Genomic DNA, 18,617 nt, shown 5'->3' on the forward strand with positions numbered 1-18,617 from the left:
ACGTCCCTGTCTGGAATCGGTGATCCGTACCCGTGCGACGGGTAGGGATCAGCTGCCCGTGCCGTAGACGAGGGGGGCGACGAAGCCGATGAGGGCCAGCGCCTCGGCGAGGGCGAAGCCGAGGAAGGCGTAGGTACGGGTCAGGCCGGCCGACTCGGGCTGGCGGGCGGTGGCCTGGATGTAGGCGGCCCAGACCAGACCGACACCGATGCCGGGGCCGATCGTGGCGATGCCGTAGCCGACCGAGCCGATGCTGCCGACCAGTTCTGCCGTAACGTCCATTGCGGGGTGTTCCTCCTGTGTCGGTCGCCCGGTAGCTACCGGGCGGCTGGCGGGATCGTGCGGGTGGTGCAGTGCGTGGGGCGACCGCGGCGCGGCCACCTGATCAGATCAGTGCGCGGCCTCGACGGAACCGTTGAGGTAGGTGCCCATCAGCATGGTGAAGACGTAGGCCTGCAGGAAGATGATCAGCAGCTCGAAGAACGTCATCACGATCGCCATGAGCGCCGACAGCGGGCCGAAGACGGCCGAGAAGTTGCCCACCGTGAACAGGTAGGTGGCGCCCAGCGCGAAGGTGACCAGCAGCATGTGGCCGGCGAAGAGGTTGGCGAAGAGCCGGATCGCCAGGGTGAACGGCCGCACGACGAAGTTCTGCAGGATCTCCAGCGGCGTCACCAGGATGTAGGCAGGCTTCGGCACACCCGGCAGGAACATGATGTCGCGGAAGTAGGGCCACAGGCCCTGGTTCTTGATGCCGACCCCGATGTAGACGACCCAGCAGATCAGTGCCAGGACCAGCGGGAAGGCGAACCGCGCCATCGGCGAGATCTGGATGCCGGGGATGATCGCCAGCAGGTTGTTGGCCAGGATGAAGAAGAACAGCGAGGCCAGGAAGGGGGCGAACGGCAGCCCCTTGGGGCCGACCACGTCGCGGGCGATGCCGTCGCGCACCAGCGAGTAGCCCGACTCGCCGATGAACTGCAGCCGGCCGGGGACGATCGCCGCCTTGCGCGCCGACAGCACCAGGAAGACCAGCATCGCGGCGGTGGCCAGCCACATCGCCAGGATGATCCGGTCGAAGTCGAACTGGATGCCGAGCAACGAGAAGCCGAAGAGGGTCTCGGGGAAGAACTCGCCGATCCCCGGGGGCGTGAAACCGCCGCCGGGATCGCTCTCCACAGCGAGCACGCCGCTGAGCGCGGAAGCGCTGGAGGTCACCTTCGTCCCTTCTGCGTCCTGCCGGGCGGGCTTCGTCGCCCGCCCTGGGTGCTGCTGGCCTCCTCCGACCCGGGGAGCGGGTCGAAGGCCCCGAACTTCACGGCGACCACGTAGATGGCAACCGCGACTCCGAGAAGGATGCCCACCGGCAGGAAGAACCGCGTCTCCAGCCACCGGTCGAGCACCCACCCGACCCCGCCCCACACGGCCATCCCGGAGAGGATCGTCCCGGTGACCGCCCAGCCAGCGTCCGCCCCGGAGGGCTGACGAGCCGGGCTCGCAGGGCGTGGACGAGCGCCTCCGTCTCCGGAGGTTTTGTCGGCCATCGGCTCGGACACTATCAGCCGTCCCCGCCGCCGCTCGGCGGGTGCTCGACGGTCCCCCGTCCGGGTGGTGCCGGCGGGGGCACGTAGAACACCTGCCGCGTCCACACCCAGCGCAGCTGGATCCCGCTCCAGAGGAGCGCGCCGACCACGACCGACCACGCGAGCGTCCGCTGGTCGAGCCAGCCCTCCTCGGGCAGGGCGCGCAGCACGCCGAAGAGCACCATCGCCTTCACCATGAACGCGAGCAGCGCCACCGGGAGCGTGAGCGTGTCACCGATCCGGCCGGCCCAGGCCACCGCCAGGCCGGAGACGGCGAAGAACGCCGTGACGATGACCGCGCCGACCAGCACCGCCACCGCGTCGCTGCCCTCCCCCAGCAGCCACGCCAGCGCTGCCGCGACGACCGCGACGGCGGCGGTGACGAGGGCCCCGACGCGGAGGAAGGAGACGTCCCAGGTGCCGCCGGTGGCCGGCGGGGTGGTGCGTGAGGTGCTCATCCGACGGTCTCCCGGGGATCAGGGGAACTGGTCCCAGCGGCGGGTGGTGCAACCCCGGCGGCCCGGCGGTGCGGCGCCGCCCGGGGGACGGCGGCACGTGCGGTCGGGTGGTCGGCCCGGCTGCGCCGGCGCTGCGCCTCCATCTCGGCGGCGCGGGCCTCCCGGGCCGCCCGGCGCGCCCGCGGGCTGAGCACGACGACCACGCCGACGACGAGCAGGACGGCGATCGCCACGAGCAGCTCGACCTGCCCACCGGTGATCGAGAGCCCGACCGCGCCGAAGGAGAGCAGGGCCGCCCAGAAGTACATGACGAGCACCGCGCGCTTGTGCGAGTGCCCGATCGACAGCAGCCGGTGGTGCAGGTGCATCTTGTCCGGAGAGAACGGTGAGCGTCCCGCGCGGGTGCGCCGGACGACGGCCAGCACCAGGTCGGTGAAGGGGATGAAGAGGATGGCGATCGGCACGAGCAGCGGCAGCGTCAGGGGCAGCAGGCTGGCGGCGGAGCCGAAGGTCTGCGCGTCCACCCGCCCGGTGGCGGTGACCACCGCGGCCGACAGCATGAGCCCGACGAGCATCGAGCCCGAGTCGCCCATGAAGATCCGCGCCGGGCTGAAGTTGTGCGGAAGGAAGCCCAGGCAGGTCCCGGCCAGCACCGCGGTGATCAGTGCCGGGGCGCTCGCGACGTCGCCGTAGCCGGTCAGCCCCAGGTTGTAGCTGTAGGCGAAGAACGCGAGCGCGGCGATCGCCGAGACCCCCGCGGCGAGGCCGTCGAGCCCGTCGATGAAGTTCAGCGCGTTCACCGCGAACACGGTCAGCAGGATGGTCAGCGGCACACCGACGTCCGGGCCGAGCGAGACGGTGCCGATGTCGGCGAACGGCAGGAAGAGGAACGCCAGCTGCACGCCGATGAGGACCATCACGCCCGCGGCGGCGATCTGACCGGTGAGTTTCGTCAGCGCGTCCAGGCCCCACTTGTCGTCGAGCACCCCGAGCGCGCAGATGAGCCCGCCCGCGACGAGCACCGCGTAGACCTGGGTGTCGTCGAAGGTCCGCTGCAGCGCCGGCAGCCGCGAGGCGACCAGGACGGCGGCCACCACGCCCAGGTACATGGCGACGCCGCCGCCCCGCGGGGTCGGGATGACGTGCACGTCGCGCTCACGCGGGGCCGCCATCATCCGCAGCCGGATCGCCATCATCCGCACCACGGGCGTGGCCAGGAAGGTGACCAGCGCCGCGGTGAGCAGGACGACGACGTACTCGCGCACGGGTCAGACGGTCCGCGTCGGCTCGGGGGAGGCAGTCGGCCGGGTCGGGTGAGGGTAGGCGGGGTGGGCACCGACCAGCTCGCGGACACCCGCGGCCACCTCGGCGGTGCGGCTGCCGTCGGCGTCCCGGATCGCGGCACCGATCAGCGAGGCGATCGACTTCATGTCGGCCTCGGTCATGCCCTGGGTGGTGACCGCGGGGCTGCCGACCCGGATGCCCGAGGCGACCGAGGCCGGCTGCGGGTCGAACGGGATCGCGTTCTTGTTCAGCACGATGCCGGCGGCGCCGCACCGGGCCTCGGCGTCGGCACCGGTCACCCCGGTCTCCTGCAGGTCCAGCAGCGCCAGGTGGGTGTCGGTGCCGCCGGCCACCGGCCGCAGCCCCTCGGCGGCCAGGCCCTCGGTGAGCGCCTGCGCGTTCGCGATCACCTGGCGGGCGTAGGCCTGGTACTCCGGCTGGAGGCACTCCTTGAAGTTCACCGCCTTGGCGGCGACGGCGTGCATGAGCGGGCCCCCCTGCATCATCGGGAAGGCCGCCTTGTCGATGGCCTTGGCGTGCTCCGCCTTGCACACGATCGCGCCGCCGCGCGGCCCGCGCAGCACCTTGTGGGTGGTGAAGGTGACCACGTCGGCGTAGGGCACCGGGCTCGGGATCGCCTTGCCGGCGACCAGGCCGATGAAGTGCGCGGCGTCGACCATCAGGATCGCCCCGACCTCGTCGGCGATCTCCCGGAAGAGCGGGAAGTCGATCAGCCGCGGGATGGCCGAGCCGCCGCAGATGATCATCTTGGGCCGGTGCTCCCGGGCGAGGTCGCGCACCTGGTCGTAGTCGATGTGCTCGGTGCGCGGGTCCACGCCGTACTGCACCGCGTTGAACCACTTGCCGGAGAAGGAGACCTTCGCGCCGTGGGTCAGGTGCCCGCCGTGGGGGAGCGCCATGGCGAGGAGGGTGTCACCCGGCTGGAGGAAGGCGCCGTACGCGGCCAGGTTGGCGTTGGCGCCGGAGTGCGGCTGGAGGTTGGCGTGCTCGGCGCCGAAGAGCTCCTTGGCCCGGGCGATGCCGATCTCCTCGGCGCGGTCGACGACCTCGCACCCGCCGTAGTAGCGGCGCCCCGGGTAACCCTCGGCGTACTTGTTCGACAGCGTGCTGCCGAGCGCCGCGAGGACGGCCGGGCTGGTGAAGTTCTCGCTGGCGATCAGCTGCAGCCCACCGCGCAGCCGGTCCAGCTCGTCGGTGACCACGTCGGCGATGTCGGGATCGACGGCGGCCAGGGCCCCGAAGTCCGGTCCCCAGTAGGGCGTGCTCATCTCGGTCGCGCTCCAGAACGTCCGTGCGGGCGCCCGCGGTACCCGGCTCCGGGCGCGCGGCGGTCAGTGCTCCACGGTATCCCTCCGACGCGTGCGGACAGGTGACCCGAGAAGCGGCCCCGTCCCCCGGAGCCCGCCCTGAGCGTGCGCAGGCTGGGGAGGACGGGGGTCCTCCTAGTCGGTGAGCTCGGGCGCGATCTCGCGCAGCCGCTCGACCGGGACGGCGCCGACGCGCAGCACCCGAGGTGCGGGGCCGGTGCAGTCGACGATCGTGCTCGCCGCCGAGCTGTCCCGCGGGCCGCCGTCGAGCACGACCGCGGCGTGCTCGCCGAGCTGCTGCACGGCCTCCTCCGCGATGGTCGCCGCGGGGCGACCGGAGCGGTTGGCGCTGGAGACGGCGAGCGGCCCGGTGCGGCGGAGCAGGTCGCGGGTGAGCTCGTCGTCGGGCAGCCGGACGGCCACCGTGCCCTCGGCGTCACCGAGGTCCCACGCCAGCGACGGGGCGTGCTCGAGCACGAGGGTGAGCCCACCGGGCCAGAACTCCTGCGCCAGGCGCGTGGCGACCGCGGGGGTCTGCAGCACCAGCCCGGCCAGGGTGGAGGCCTCGCCGACGAGCACCGGGACCGGCATGGCCCGCCCCCGGTTCTTGGCGGCCAGCAGCCGGGTCACCGCTGCGGGCGCGAAGGCGTCGGCGGCGACGCCGTAGACGGTGTCGGTCGGGAGCAGCACCAGCTCACCCCGGCTGATGGCCGCCGCGGCGGCGTCCAGGCCGGCGGCGCGGGCTTCGGGGTCGGAGCAGTCGTAGAGGTCGGCCACGGACATGCAGTCTTCCGCAGGGCTCAGCCGGAGCGGCGAGCGGTGGTGTGGCGGGGGCGGCCGGCGAGGTCGGGGTGGTCGTGGACGTCGGTGAACCCGCCGTGGGCGCGGACGACGGCGGGCAGTGCCTTCCCCTGCTGATCGGCGTGCTCGATGCCCAGCCAGCCGCCGGGCCGCAGCAGCCGGGCCGCGGTGACCAGCAGCCCGCGCACGACGTCCAGCCCGTCGGGGCCGCCCCAGAGGGCCAGCGGGGGGTCGTGGTCGGCGACCTCCCGGGGCACCCGCGCGCCGTCGGGCACGTACGGCGGGTTGCTGACCACGAGGTCGACGGCGCCGTCCAGCTCCCGCAGCAGCTCCGGATCGGTCATGTCCCCGGCGACGACGTCGACCGGGGTGTCCCCCGCCGCGGCGCGGGCAGCGGCGTTGTGCCGGGTCCAGCCGATCGCCCCGGGATCGCGTTCCACCGCCGTCACCCGCGCGCCGGGGTGCTCGTGGGCGAGGGAGAGGGCGATCGCCCCCGAGCCGGAGCCGAGGTCGACGACGACGGGCGCCGCGACGCCGGCCAGCCGCGTGAGGGCCCAGCCCACCAGCTGCTCGGTCTCCGGCCGCGGCACGAACACCCCGGGCCCGACCGCGAGCTCCAGGTACCGGAAGGGCGCCCGGCCGGTCAGGTGCTGCAGCGGCACCCGGTCGGCGCGCTGGCCGAGCAGCTCCTCGAACCGTTCGGCGGCCGCGTCGTCGACGGCGTCCAGGGTCAGCAGCCGGGTGCGTGCCACCCCGAGGACGTGGGCGAGCAGCAGCTCGGCGTCCACCCGCGGCGACTCGACGCCGGCCTCGGCGAGGCGGCGGGACGCCGCCGTGAGCAGCGCGCGGGCGCTCAGGAGCCGGCCGCCAGCAGCTCGGCGGTGTGGGCGCTGACCAGCGCGTCGATGACGCCGTCGAGGTCGCCGTCGAGCACCTGGTCGAGGTTGTGCGACTTGTAGCCGACCCGGTGGTCGGAGATGCGGTTCTCCGGGAAGTTGTAGGTGCGCACCCGCTCGCTGCGGTCGACGGTGCGCACCTGGCTGCGCCGCTGGTCGCTCGCGGTCGCCGCGGCCTCCTCGCGGGCGGCCGCCAGCAGCCGGGCGCGCAGCACGCGCAGCGCGGACTCCCGGTTCTGCAGCTGGCTCTTCTCGTTCTGCGAGCTGACCACGATGCCGCTGGGCAGGTGGGTGATGCGGACCGCGGAGTCGGTGGTGTTGACGCTCTGCCCGCCCGGGCCCGAGGAGCGGAAGACGTCGATGCGCAGGTCGTTCGGGTCGACGCTGACGTCGACCTCCTCCGCCTCGGGCAGCACGAGCACCCCGGCCGCGGAGGTGTGGATGCGCCCCTGGCTCTCGGTCACGGGCACCCGCTGGACCCGGTGCACGCCGCCCTCGAACTTCAGCCGCGACCAGATGCCCTCGTCGGTGCGGGACTTGACCGCGATCGCGACGTCCTTGTACCCCCCGAGCTCGGCCTCGACGGCGTCGAGCACCTCGGTGGACCACCCGCGCCGCTCGGCGTAGCGCAGGTACATGCGCATCAGGTCGCCGGCGAACAGCGCCGACTCCGCGCCGCCCTCCCCCGCCTTGATCTCGAGGATGACGTCCTTGTCGTCGTCGGGGTCCTTGGGCAGCAGCTGCTCGCGCAGCCGGTCGGTCAACGCGGCGATCCGCCGCTCGAGCGCGGTCGCCTCCGCGGCGAAGGATGCGTCCTCCGTGGCGAGTTCCCGGGCCGCGCCGAGGTCGTCGCGCGCCTCGTCGAGCGCGCGAGCGGTCTCCACGAGCGGAGCCAGCTGGGCGTAGCGACGACCCATCCGGCGGGCGCGGGACTGGTCGGCGTGCACCGCCGGGTCGGCCAGCTCCTGCTCGAGGCGCGCGTGCTCGGCGAGCAGCCCGGCCAGCCGGTCGGGCGCCGACGTCTCGGTACTGCTCATCGCTGCTGCCTCTCGGGACGGGGGTGCTCCACCACCGTGGAGCAGCCGGACGGAGCTGGACATGACGACGGCGCCCGTCCCACCGCGAGGGTGGGACGGGCGCCGTCGGGGGTGCTACTGGGCGTCGGTCGAGGCGCCGGCGGCGCGCTTGCCGAACCGCTTCTCGAAGCGGGCGACGCGACCGCCGGTGTCGAGGATGCGCTGCTTGCCGGTGTAGAAGGGGTGGCAGGCGGAACAGGTCTCGACGGTCAGCTGACCGGTCGGGCTCGTGCTGCGGGTGGTGAACGTGTTGCCGCAGCCGCAGGTCACGGTGGTGACGTTGTAGGCCGGGTGGATGTCGGGCTTCATGGCTGCGCCTCTTCTGCGGAGTCTGTGTCGTTCAGTGCTGTGAACGCCGGGGACCGGACGGCTATTTCCGGCCGCGCCGACGGGGCTCAGCTGCTCAGTATCCCTGATGCTCGAGCCCCGCCGGCGGGCGGGAGGGTCACTCCCCGCCGGGGCCCAGCGTCGTCTTCTGGATCTGCATGAGGAACTCGACGTTGTTGCGCGTCTTCTTCAGCTTGTCGAGCAGCAGCTCCAGGGCCTGCTGCGGCTCGAGCGCGGCGAGCACCCGGCGCAGCTTGATGACGATGGCCAGCTCGTCGGGCGACATGAGGATCTCCTCCTTGCGGGTGCCCGACGCGTTGACGTCGACCGCCGGGAAGACCCGCTTGTCCGCCAGCCGGCGGTCCAGCTTGATCTCGGCGTTCCCGGTGCCCTTGAACTCCTCGAAGATGACCGTGTCCATCGTGGAGCCGGTCTCGACCAGCGCCGAGGCGATGATCGTCAGCGAGCCACCGTTCTCGATGTTGCGGGCCGCGCCGAGGAAGCGCTTGGGCGGGTAGAGCGCCGTGGAGTCGACACCGCCGGAGAGGATGCGCCCGCTGGCGGGGGCCGCCAGGTTGTAGGCGCGGCCCAGGCGGGTGATCGAGTCCAGCAGGACGACGACGTCGTGGCCCATCTCGACCAGGCGCTTGGCCCGCTCGATGGAGAGCTCCGCCACGGTGGTGTGGTCCGCCGGCGGCCGGTCGAAGGTCGAGGCGATGACCTCGCCCTTCACCGAGCGCTGCATGTCGGTGACCTCTTCCGGACGCTCGTCGACCAGGACGACCATCAGGTGGCACTCGGGGTTGTTCGTCGTGATCGCGTTGGCGATCGACTGGAGCACCATCGTCTTGCCGGCCTTGGGCGGGCTGACGATCAGCGCGCGCTGCCCCTTGCCGATCGGCATGACCAGGTCGATGACCCGGGTGGTCAGCAGGTGCGGCTCGGTCTCCAGCCGCAGGCGGTCCTGCGGGTAGAGCGGGGTGAGCTTGGTGAACTCCGGCCGGTTGCGGGCCTGCTCCGGGTCCAGCCCGTTGACCGTGTCGAGGCGGACCAGCGCGTTGTACTTGTCCTTGCGCTCGCCCTCACGCGGCTGGCGGACCGCGCCGGTGATGGCGTCACCGCGGCGCAGCCCGTAGCGGCGCACCTGCGACAGCGAGACGTACACGTCGTTCGGCCCGGTCAGGTAGCCCGACGTCCGGACGAACGCGTAGTTGTCCAGGACGTCGAGGATGCCGGCGACGGGCAGCAGGACGTCGTCCTCGCTGACGGTCGGCTCGCCCGCCTCGAAGCGGTCCCGGTTGCCGCCGCCGCGCTTGTTGCGGTCGCGGTACCGGCGACCGCGGCGACCGCGGCCACCCTCGAAGTCCTCGTCGTCGTCCTCGGCGGGGCGCTCGTTGCGGCCGCCGTCGGTGCGGTTGTCGGTGCGGTTGTCCGGCCGACCGCCCCGGTCGTTGCGGTCCCGGTCGGGGCCCCGGTTGCCGTCGCGGGCGCCGCCGTCCCGGTTGCCCCGCTCCGCGCGGTCGCCGCCGTCGCGGGTGGCGCCGCGCTCGGCGCGGTCGTTGTTCTCCCGGCCGCCGTCGCGGTTGCCGGCGCGCTCGCCCCCGTCGCGGGGGGTGCCCCGCTCGGCGCGGTCGTTGTTCTCCCGGCCGCCGTCACGGCTGCCGTCCCGCTCGCCGCGGTTGCGGCCGCGGGTGCGCTGCGGACGGTCGCCGTCGCGCTGCTCGTCCTCGCGCGGGCCGGCCGGTGCCGACTCAGCTGCGGGGACCGCCGGGGCCTCGGTGGGAGCCTCCGCCGGGGCGGACACCGCCGGCGCGGAGCCCTCGGTGGGGGCGCCGGGCGATCCCACCGCTGGGGCGGAGCCCTCGGCGGGGGCGCCGGGCGATCCGGCGGGGCGGCTGGCCGCACGCCGCGTGCGGACCGGCGCCTCCGTGGTCAGGGGGCCGCCGTTGGCGCCGCCGCTGACCGGGGCCTCGAGGGGGGCCGCCGACGCGGCGACGCCGGCCGGGGCGTCGGTGCCGCCGGTGGAGCCGCTCTCCGTCTGCGGCGCAGGCGCGCCGCCCTCGGAGCCGGCGCCCACCTGGCGGGCGGAGATGGCGGCGACCAGGTCGCTCTTGCGCATCCGGCCGGTGCCGGGGATGCCCAGCTCGCCGGCCAGGCGCTGCAGCTCGGGCAGGAGCATGCCCGACAGCCCGTTGCCGCGGCGGCGGGGACGGCCCGCCGTCCCAGAAGCGGCAGTGCCCTCGGCGGAGGCGGCGGCATCGGGCGCGCCGGTCGTGCCGAGGTCGGTGGTTTCGCTCACGTACAGGTCCTTCCCTGCGGGTGACCTGCGCGTCTCAGCGCAGGGGGTGCCCGGTCCCCGGCGGACCGGCCCGGAGGGCGGGTGCGCGTCAGGAGACAGGTCGAGAGGTGCGAGGCGGATCAGCGGCGAAGAGGTTCGGACATCTGCTTCGGCCCCGCGCGAGGCTCACCCGAGTGGGCGGCTACGCCGTGAGCCTAGTCGCAGCTCACGGGCAGGACAACACCGGATGATCTCGGCGTGTTCCCCGTTATCGAGACGATACCTGGCGCACGGGGCGGTCGACGCGCGCCCCCGTCGGGTCCACCTCGAGCGGCAGCACCGACCAGTTCCCGGGAACCAGCGCGGCGATCTCCTCGATCTCCTCGGCCCCGGCCGCCCGGTCGTCGCTCCGCACCGTCCGCCGGCCCAGCACCAGGACCGACGGCCCCGCGCCGGAGACGACCGCCGCGTGCCCGGCCTCGCGCAAGCGGTCGATCAGCGCGAGGGTGCCCGGCATCGCCGCCGTGCGCTGCCGCTGGTGCAGGCGGTCCTCGGTGGCCTCGAGCATCGAGGTGCCCGAGGTCAGGGCGTGCACCAGCAGCGCTGACCGGCCCGCATTGAAGGCGGCGTCGGCGTGCGGCACGACGTCCGGCAGCAACCCGCGGGCCACCTCCGTCGACAGCGTCGCGTCCGGCACGAGGACCACGGGGAGCACGTCCTCGTGCACGGGCAGGCTGTCCGCGCCGACACCCCGCTCACCGGTCCACGACAACGTCAGCCCGCCGAGCAGGCAGGCGGCGACGTTGTCGGGGTGACCCTCCAGCTCGGTGGTGAGCCGCAGGACGGCGTTCCCGTCGACCGTGTCGACGTCCGGGCACAGCGACCAGGCCCCCAGGACCCCCGCGACGACGGCCGCGGCGGAGGAGCCCATCCCCCGGCCCTGCGGGATCGCGTTCTCGGCGACCACCCGCAGGCCCGGTGGCGTCCAGCCCAGCTCGGCGCAGGCGGCGCGGAAGGCGCGCACCACCAGGTGCGACTCGTCGGTGGGCAGCTCGCCCGCACCGGTGCCCTGCACCTCGACCGACAGCCCGCCGGGCTCGACCGCGAAGGAGACGTGGTCGTGGCGGGTCAGCGCCAGGCCGGCGCAGTCGAACGCCGGCCCCAGGTTCGCGCTGGTCGCCGGGACGCGGATCGTCACCCGGTCCGGGTCGAGGACGCTCACAGCCCGAGCTGCGCCGCGGCGGCCGCGGCGTCGACCGGCACGGTCAGCGGCGCCGGCGCGCCGGAGATCGCCCACTCCGGGTCCTTGAGACCGTTCCCGGTGACGGTGCAGACGATCCGCTGGCCGGGCTCGAGTTCCCCGGCGTCGGCCACCTGGAGGAGGCCCGCGACCGACGCCGCCGACGCCGGCTCGACGAAGACCGCCTCGCTGCGGGCCAGCAGCCGGTAGGCCGACAGGATCGCCCGGTCTGTGACGGCGTCGATGCGCCCGCCGGACTCGTCGCGCGCGGCCAGCGCCTTCGTCCACGAGGCGGGGTTGCCGATGCGGATGGCGGTGGCGATGGTGCTCGGGTTCTCCACCACCTGGCCGGTGACGATCGGGGCCGCGCCGGCGGCCTGGAAGCCCCACATGCGCGGTGTGCGCGTGGCGGGGCCGTCGTCGGCGTACTCGCGGTAGCCCTGCCAGTAGGCGGTGATGTTGCCGGCGTTGCCCACCGGCAGGCAGTGGATGTCCGGGGCGTCGCCGAGCACGTCGACGATCTCGAAGGAGGCGGTCTTCTGCCCCTCGATCCGGTACTGGTTGACGCTGTTGACCAGGCTGACCGGGTAGTCGATCGCCAGCTTGCTGGCCAGCGCCAGGCAGTCGTCGAAGTTGCCGTCGACCTGCAGCAGCTTGGCGCCGTGCACCAGCGCCTGGGCCAGCTTGCCCATCGCGATCTTGCCCTGGGGCACGAGGACGGCGCAGGTCATGCCGGCGCGGGCGGCGTAGGCCGCGGCGCTCGCGCTGGTGTTGCCGGTGGAGGCGCAGATGACCGCCTGCGCCCCTTCCTCGAGCGCCTTGGTGATGGCCATCGTCATCCCGCGGTCCTTGAAGGAGCCGGTGGGGTTCGCCCCTTCGACCTTGAGGTAGACGTCGCAGCCGGTGCGCCGCGACAGCTCGCGCGCCGGCACCAGCGGGGTGGCGCCCTCCTGCAGCGTGACCACCGGGGTGGTGCCGGAGACCGGCAGGCGGGACCGGTAGGCCTCGATGAGACCGGGCCAGCCCGGGGACACGACCGACGACGAGACCGTCATGACAGACCCTCCACGCGCAGCACGCTGGTGACGCCCCGGACCGCGGGCATCTCCCGCAGCGCGGCGATGGTGGCCGACAGCGCCGCGTCCGGGGCGCTGTGGGTCACGATGACCAGCGTCGCGGCGTCCCCGCGGCCGGTCTGCCGGACCGTGGAGATGCTCACGCCGTGCTGCGCGAACTCCTGCGCGACGGCGGCGAGCACACCCGGCTTGTCGGCCACGTCGAGGCTGACGTGGTAGCGCGTCGGCGTCTCGGCCATGGGACGGACGGCGAGGTCGGCGTAGCCGGTGGGGCCCTGGCCCGAGGCGCCGGCCACGCGGTTGCGGGCGACGGCGACGAGGTCCCCCAGGACGGCGCTGGCGGTGGGCTCTCCCCCGGCGCCCTGGCCGTAGAACATCAGCTGCCCGGCCGCCTCGGCCTCGACGAAGACGGCGTTGAACGCGCCGCCGACGGAGGCGAGCGGGTGGACGGTCGGGATCATCGCCGGGTGCACCCGGACGGCCACCGAGTCGCCGTCGCCGTCGGTGGCGGGCACGCGCTCGCAGATGGCCAGCAGCTTCACCGTGCAGCCGATCTCGGCGGCGCGGGCGACGTCGCTGGCGGTCACCGTGGAGATGCCCTCCCGGTGGACGTCCGCGGCCGAGACCGGCGTGTGGAACGCCAGCGAGGCGAGGATCGCGGCCTTCGCGGCGGCGTCGAAACCGTCCACGTCGGCGGTCGGGTCGGCCTCGGCGTAGCCCAGCTCGGTGGCCTCGGCCAGCGCCTCGCCGAAGCCGGCGCCGGTCTCGGCCATCCGCGACAGGATGTAGTTGGTCGTCCCGTTGACGATGCCCACGATGCGGGACAGCTGGTCACCGACCAGCGACTCGCGCAGCGGCCGCAGGATCGGGATCGCCCCGGCCACCGCGGCCTCGTAGTAGAGGTCCACCCCGGCCTTCGCGGCCGCGGCGTGCAGGGCGACGCCGTCCTCGGCCAGCAGCGCCTTGTTCGCGCTGACCACCGACTTGCCCGCCTCGAACGCCGCCAGCATCAGCGAGCGCGCCGGCTCGATGCCGCCGATCACCTCGACGACGAGGTCGACGTCGTCGCGGGTCACCAGCCCGTGCGCGTCGGTGGTGAGCAGGTGCGCCGGGACGTCGGGGTGGTGCGCCGGGCGGCGCACGGCGACGCCGGCCACCTCCACCGGGCGGCCGATCCGCGCGCCGAGGTCGTCGGCCTGCTCCTGCAGCGCCCGCAGCACCGCGCCGCCGACCGTCCCGCAGCCCAGCAGGGCCACCTTGAGGGGTCCGTTCACGAGGTCGCTCCCGCGGGGTGCTCGGGCGCCGGCTGGTCGATGGCCGGCGAGGGGGCAGGGCGGTCGGCGAGGACCGCGTCGAGGGCGAACACGTCCGACAGTGTCTGACGTCGCACGATCTCCCTGGCGGCGCCGTCCCGGACGGCGACCACCGGGGGCTTGAGCAGGTAGTTGTAGTTGCTCGCCATCGACCAGCAGTAGGCGCCGGTGGCGGCGACGGCGAGCAGGTCACCCGGCTGGACGTCGGAGGGCAGCCACAGGTCCCGGACAAGGATGTCGCCGCTCTCGCAGTGCTTCCCGACCACCCGGCACAGGGCCGGCGGGGCATCGGAGACGCGGTTGGCCAGCACGCACGTGTAGGCCGCGTCGTACAGGGCGGTGCGGATGTTGTCGCTCATCCCGCCGTCGACCGACACGTAGTTGCGCACCTGGGGCGCGCCCGGGGCCCCGCTCGCGCCGAGCCGCACCGGCTTGATCGTGCCGATCTCGTACAGCGTGACCGTGCCCGGGCCCGCGATCGCACGACCGGGCTCGACCGCCAGGCGCGGCACCGGCAGCCCCAGCTGGGCGCACTCGGCGGCGACGACGGCGCGCAGCCGGGTCGCGACGTCCACCGGGCTGACCGGGTCGTCCTCGGCCAGGTAGGCGATGCCGAAGCCGCCGCCGAGGTTGAGCTCGGGAAGCACCTGGCCGGTGGCCTGGTGCACCTGCCCCATCAGCCCGACGACCCGGTGCGCCGCGGCCTCGAAGCCGGCGGTGTCGAAGATCTGCGACCCGATGTGGCTGTGCAGGCCGGTCAGCCGCAGCGCGGGCTCGCGGATGACCCGCACCGCCGCGGTGAGCGCGTCACCGGTGGCCAGGGAGAAGCCGAACTTCTGGTCCTCGTGCGCGGTGGCGATGAACTCGTGGGTGTGCGCCTCGATGCCGACCGTCGCGCGGATCAGCACCGGCACCGGCGTCCCGCCATCGGCGACCCGCTTCTCGGCGAGCGGCACCAGCCGGTCGATCTCGTCGAAGGAGTCCAGGACGACGTGGCCGATGCCGGAGTCGACGGCCAGCTGCAGCTCGACCAGGGACTTGTTGTTGCCGTGCAGCGCGATCCGCTCCGCGGGGAAGCCGGCCGCCAGGGCCAGCGCCAGCTCGTTGCCGCTGCAGGCGTCCAGGTGCAGCCCGTCGTCGGCGATCCACCGGGCCACCTGGCCGCAGAGGAACGCCTTGGAGGCGTAGTGGACGTCGGCGTCGGCGAACGCCCCGGCGAACTCCGCGGCGCGCCCCCGGAAGTCGTCCTCGTCCAGGACGAACAGCGGCGTCCCGTGCGCGCGGGCGAGATCGGTCACCGGACGGCCGCCGAGGTGCAGCTCGCCGTCGACCCGCCGCGCCGTCCGGGGCCAGACGTGCGGGTCGAGCGACCCGAGCTCGGCCGGCGGCGCGCCGGCGGCCGTCGGCGGGGTGATGGTCCCGTGCAGCGGCCCTGCGGGGTGGGCCCGCATCACATGCGCTCCGGCGCGGTGACGCCGAGCACCCCGAGGCCGTTCCGCAGCACCACCGCGGTCGCCGCGCACAGCCACAGCCGGGCGGTGGTGAGCGGGGTGGTCTCCTCGTCGCCGCGGGGCAGCACCCGGCAGGCGTCGTAGAAGCGGTGGTAGGTGCCGGCCAGCTCCTCCAGGTAGCGGGCCACCCGGTGCGGCGCGCGCAGCTCGGCGGCGGAGGTGAGCACCCGCGGGAACTCGCCGATCGCCCGCAGCAGGTCGTTCTCCCGCTCGTGCACCAGGGCGGCGCCGTCGACATCGGCCGCCTCGCCCAGCGCGATCCCGAGGTCGGCGGCGTTGCGCAGCACCGAGGAGATGCGGGCGTGCGCGTACTGGACGTAGAAGACCGGGTTGTCGTTGGTGCGCCGGCTCCACAGGTCGACGTCGATGTCGATCTGCTGGTCGATCGAGGCACGTGCCAGGGCGTAGCGCGCCGCGTCCACCCCGATGGCGTCGACGACGTCGCTGAGCAGCACGATCGTCCCTGCCCGCTTGCTCATGCGGACCGGGGCACCGTCGCGCACCAGGTTCACCAGCTGGCCCAGGACGATCTCCAGGTTCGCCTCGGGATCGTCGCCGGTCGCCGCGACGAGCGCCTTGTAGCGGCCGACGTAGCCCGAGTGGTCGGCCCCCAGCACGATGACGACCCGGTCGAACCCGCGGGCCCGCTTGTCCAGGTAGTAGGCGCAGTCGGAGGCGAAGTAGGTGGTCTCGCCGTCGGCCTTGACCAGCACCCGGTCCTTGTCGTCGCCGAAGTCCGTCGTCCGCAACCAGACCGCACCGTCGGCCTCGTAGACGTGGCCCTGCTCCCGCAGCCGGGCGAGCGCCTTGTCCAGGGCTCCCGACCGGTGCAGCTCCCGCTCGCTGAACCAGACGTCGAACTCGACACCGAGGTCGAGCAGCGACTGCCGGATCTCGGTCAGCATCAACTCCATGCCGCGCTCGCGGAAGACGTGCAGCTGGGCGGCATCGTCGCGGTCCAGCACATCCGGTTCGGACATGCGGATCTGCTGGGCGATCTCGTCGATGTAGGCGCCGGCATACCCGTCCTCGGGCACCGCCCGCCCGTGGGCCGCGGCCTGCAGGCTGCGGCCGAACCGGTCGATCTGCGCGCCGGCATCGTTGATGTAGTACTCGCGGGTCACCTCGGCGCCGGCGGCCTCCACCAGCCGGGACAGCGCATCCCCGATGGCGGCCCACCGGGTGTGCCCGATGTGCAGCGGGCCGGTCGGGTTGCCCGAGACGAACTCGACGTTCAGCCGCTGCCCGGCGAGGGCCCCGGTGCGCCCGTACGCGTCCCCGGCGGTCACGGCCTGGACGGCGATGAGGCCGAGCGCGCCCTGGGCGAGCGTGATGTTGAGGAAGCCCGGCCCGGCGATGTCGACGCCGGCGATACCCGCGTGCGTGCGCAGCTCGGCGGCCAGCAGGTCGGCGACCTCACGCGGCGGGCGACCGGCGGGCTTGGCCAGCCGCAGGGCGACGTTGGTGGCGTAGTCGCCGTGCTCGGGGTTGCGCGGCCGCTCGACGACGACCTCCGCGGGGACATCGACGGGCAGCGCGCCTCGCTCGACGACCGCGGCCACGGCGGTACGAACGACGTCCTGAAGCTGCTCCGGTGTCACCCGGCGAGCGTACTGACCGGCTTCCGGTGGCCCGCCGGGCCGCCCGGCTCCCAGCTTCCGCACAGGCGCGCGACCTAGACTCGCCCGCGGTGAGCGGGGCCTACCTGCGCGCCGGAACGCAGCGGCGCGGATGCGCCCCGTAACGAGGAGAGGCCTTGGCCAAGGACCGCACGCCCGACAAGAGCCGAGCCAGCGGTGGTGGGGCCACCCGGTCCGGTGGGCGGGCGACCGGTGGCCGCACCCGGCCGCCGACGCAGGTCGTGGCACAGCAGCGGCCGTGGGGGCTGATCGCCGCCGCGGTGGCGGTGGTCGTCTTCGCCGCGGCCGTCATCACCTGGGCCGTCGTCCAGGTGCGGGCGGCAGACGCCTCGCGCGTGGACTCGATCGACGAGATCGCCGGCGCGCAGACCTACGAGTACGAGGGCGGCCTGCACAACGACGGCCCCATCGAGTACAGCGAGTCCCCGCCGGTCGGCGGCGAGCACGCCAACCTCTGGGCCGACTGCACGGGCACCGTCTACGACGTCGACATCCGGCACGAGAACGCGGTGCACAGCCTGGAGCACGGCGCGGTGTGGATCACCTACAACCCCGACGAGGTCTCCGACGCGGACGTGGACAAGCTGGCCGAGCTGGTCGACGGCGTCTCCGGCCGGATGCTCTCGCCGTACGAGGGGCAGGACACCCCGATCAGCGTCCAGTCGTGGGGCCACCAGCTGAAGGTCGACAGCGCCGACGACGAGCGGATCAAGCAGTTCGCCGACCTCATGACCTACAAGCCGGACAGCTTCCCGGAGCCCGGCGCCACCTGCGAGAGCCCGACCTTCCTGGCCGACCCGCTGCTGGAGAGTGCGGACGCAGGCGCGACGTCCGACCAGTGACCGCCACCGTCCACCGGGAGGTGACCCCGTGACCGCGCCCGACCGCTCGCCCACCCGCGGCCTGCGCACCGCCCTGCTCGCCGTCATCGCCGTCGGGCTGGTGCTGCTCGGCGGCGGGCTCGCCGTGGCGCTGGGCATCGGGCGGGGCACGCCCACGCCGGCCGCCGACTCGGTCGACGCCGGTTTCGCCCGGGACATGTCCCGGCACCACCTGCAGGGCGTCGAGATGGCCAACCTGGTCGACGAGCGCAGCGACGACCCCGAGCTCGAGCACCTGGCCTTCGACATCTCGGCCGCGCAGACCAACCAGGCGGGGCGGATGCAGGGCTGGCTGGCGCTCTGGGGGCTGCCCCAGTCCGGCGAGCCCATGACGTGGATGCCCGCGGACGAGCACGCCGGTCACGACATGGGCGCCATGGACACCGCCGCGGACATGCCCGGCATGGCGTCCACGGAGGAGCTGGCGGAGCTGCGGAGCCTGTCGGGCACGGAGTTCGACGTCCGGTTCCTCCAGCTGATGATCCGCCACCACCAGGGCGGCTTCGACATGGCCCGCTACGCGGCCGAGCACGCCGATGTGGAGGCCGTGCGCGACCTCGCCCGGTCGATCGAGCAGGCGCAGGGCGTGGAGACGACGACGATGACGCGGATGCTCACGGCCCGGGGCGGAACCCCCCTCCCCGAGCCGTGACCCGCGGCGCAGGAGCCGCCGCACGGGGCGGGGTCGGGGGCTGGTAACTTCTCCCCTGCCCCACCACCGAGCCCCCGTAGCTCAGGGGATAGAGCACCGCCCTCCGGAGGCGGGTGCGCAGGTTCGAATCCTGCCGGGGGCACCACCAGCCGCTGACCGTCGCCCGCGTGGACCGACCGTTGGCCGCGGACGAACAGCGGGAGAGGCCCCACCGGCCCCGGAGACGGGTGCCAGCGGGGCCTCTCGCGCGTTCCGGACGGGCCGACGCCGCCG

The 18,617-nt window shown here is 73.8% G+C and carries 18 protein-coding genes and 1 tRNA gene; 3 read left to right on the top strand and 16 right to left on the bottom strand.

The window, feature by feature from the left end; genetic code table 11:
- Positions 1-48 precede the first annotated feature (48 nt).
- The 16 genes from atpE to argS all read right to left on the bottom strand — a co-directional run bounded on the left by atpE (position 49) and on the right by argS (position 16,772).
- Positions 49-282, bottom strand: coding sequence for an ATP synthase F0 subunit C (gene atpE / locus ACI8AP_RS10140; RefSeq protein ID WP_346619795.1), 234 nt, complete (start codon positions 280-282; stop codon positions 49-51).
- A gap of 108 nt (positions 283-390) precedes the next feature.
- Positions 391-1,218, bottom strand: a complete 828-nt coding sequence (gene atpB / locus ACI8AP_RS10145; RefSeq protein ID WP_456589216.1) for a F0F1 ATP synthase subunit A — start codon at positions 1,216-1,218, stop codon at positions 391-393.
- Positions 1,215-1,430, bottom strand: a complete 216-nt coding sequence (locus ACI8AP_RS10150) for an AtpZ/AtpI family protein (protein ID WP_456589217.1) — start codon at positions 1,428-1,430, stop codon at positions 1,215-1,217. The genes atpB and ACI8AP_RS10150 overlap by 4 nt, the downstream gene beginning before the upstream one ends.
- Positions 1,431-1,558: 128 nt before the next feature.
- Positions 1,559-2,041: a hypothetical protein gene (locus ACI8AP_RS10155; protein WP_456589218.1), complete on the bottom strand. Its 483-nt coding sequence runs from the start codon at positions 2,039-2,041 to the stop codon at positions 1,559-1,561.
- Positions 2,038-3,306 (bottom strand): glycosyltransferase family 4 protein, encoded by a 1,269-nt coding sequence (locus ACI8AP_RS10160; protein ID WP_456589219.1) that lies wholly within the window; start codon positions 3,304-3,306, stop codon positions 2,038-2,040. Before ACI8AP_RS10160 ends, ACI8AP_RS10155 begins: the two co-directional genes overlap by 4 nt.
- 3 nt (positions 3,307-3,309) lie before the next feature.
- Entirely contained in the window at positions 3,310-4,614 is a 1,305-nt protein-coding gene (locus tag ACI8AP_RS10165) for a serine hydroxymethyltransferase (protein WP_456589220.1), read from the bottom strand.
- A 174-nt stretch (positions 4,615-4,788) separates the two neighbouring features.
- A complete protein-coding gene (locus tag ACI8AP_RS10170) occupies positions 4,789-5,436 on the bottom strand; it encodes an L-threonylcarbamoyladenylate synthase (RefSeq protein ID WP_456589221.1) in 648 nt (215 codons plus the stop codon).
- A gap of 17 nt (positions 5,437-5,453) precedes the next feature.
- Complete coding sequence (prmC, locus tag ACI8AP_RS10175; protein WP_456589330.1) at positions 5,454-6,311, bottom strand: peptide chain release factor N(5)-glutamine methyltransferase; 858 nt, start codon at positions 6,309-6,311, stop codon at positions 5,454-5,456.
- Positions 6,308-7,387, bottom strand: a complete 1,080-nt coding sequence (gene prfA / locus ACI8AP_RS10180; protein WP_456589222.1) for a peptide chain release factor 1 — start codon at positions 7,385-7,387, stop codon at positions 6,308-6,310. Before prfA ends, prmC begins: the two co-directional genes overlap by 4 nt.
- Positions 7,388-7,501: 114 nt before the next feature.
- Positions 7,502-7,735: a 50S ribosomal protein L31 gene (rpmE, locus tag ACI8AP_RS10185; RefSeq protein WP_456589223.1), complete on the bottom strand. Its 234-nt coding sequence runs from the start codon at positions 7,733-7,735 to the stop codon at positions 7,502-7,504.
- A gap of 136 nt (positions 7,736-7,871) precedes the next feature.
- On the bottom strand, positions 7,872-10,052 hold the full coding sequence (gene rho, locus ACI8AP_RS10190) for a transcription termination factor Rho (RefSeq protein WP_456589224.1): 2,181 nt from the start codon (positions 10,050-10,052) through the stop codon (positions 7,872-7,874).
- A gap of 247 nt (positions 10,053-10,299) precedes the next feature.
- Entirely contained in the window at positions 10,300-11,253 is a 954-nt protein-coding gene (gene thrB, locus ACI8AP_RS10195; RefSeq protein ID WP_456589225.1) for a homoserine kinase, read from the bottom strand.
- Entirely contained in the window at positions 11,250-12,326 is a 1,077-nt protein-coding gene (gene thrC, locus ACI8AP_RS10200) for a threonine synthase (protein ID WP_456589226.1), read from the bottom strand. Before thrC ends, thrB begins: the two co-directional genes overlap by 4 nt.
- A complete protein-coding gene (locus ACI8AP_RS10205; RefSeq protein WP_456589227.1) occupies positions 12,323-13,621 on the bottom strand; it encodes a homoserine dehydrogenase in 1,299 nt (432 codons plus the stop codon). Before ACI8AP_RS10205 ends, thrC begins: the two co-directional genes overlap by 4 nt.
- Positions 13,618-15,111, bottom strand: coding sequence for a diaminopimelate decarboxylase (gene lysA, locus ACI8AP_RS10210; protein ID WP_456589228.1), 1,494 nt, complete (start codon positions 15,109-15,111; stop codon positions 13,618-13,620). The genes ACI8AP_RS10205 and lysA overlap by 4 nt, the downstream gene beginning before the upstream one ends.
- Positions 15,111-16,772, bottom strand: a complete 1,662-nt coding sequence (argS, locus tag ACI8AP_RS10215; RefSeq protein WP_456589229.1) for an arginine--tRNA ligase — start codon at positions 16,770-16,772, stop codon at positions 15,111-15,113. The genes lysA and argS overlap by 1 nt, the downstream gene beginning before the upstream one ends.
- Positions 16,773-16,927: 155 nt before the next feature.
- Between argS and ACI8AP_RS10220 the strand changes: the two genes are divergently transcribed.
- The 3 genes from ACI8AP_RS10220 to ACI8AP_RS10230 all read left to right on the top strand — a co-directional run bounded on the left by ACI8AP_RS10220 (position 16,928) and on the right by ACI8AP_RS10230 (position 18,489).
- Positions 16,928-17,653 (top strand): DUF3105 domain-containing protein, encoded by a 726-nt coding sequence (locus ACI8AP_RS10220; protein WP_456589230.1) that lies wholly within the window; start codon positions 16,928-16,930, stop codon positions 17,651-17,653.
- Between the two features lie 28 nt (positions 17,654-17,681).
- Complete coding sequence (locus tag ACI8AP_RS10225; protein WP_456589231.1) at positions 17,682-18,344, top strand: DUF305 domain-containing protein; 663 nt, start codon at positions 17,682-17,684, stop codon at positions 18,342-18,344.
- Positions 18,345-18,414: 70 nt separating this feature from the next.
- Positions 18,415-18,489 (top strand) — tRNA-Arg (locus tag ACI8AP_RS10230).
- Positions 18,490-18,617: the final 128 nt, after the last annotated feature.

This window comes from Blastococcus sp. SYSU DS1021 (assembly GCF_054050995.1).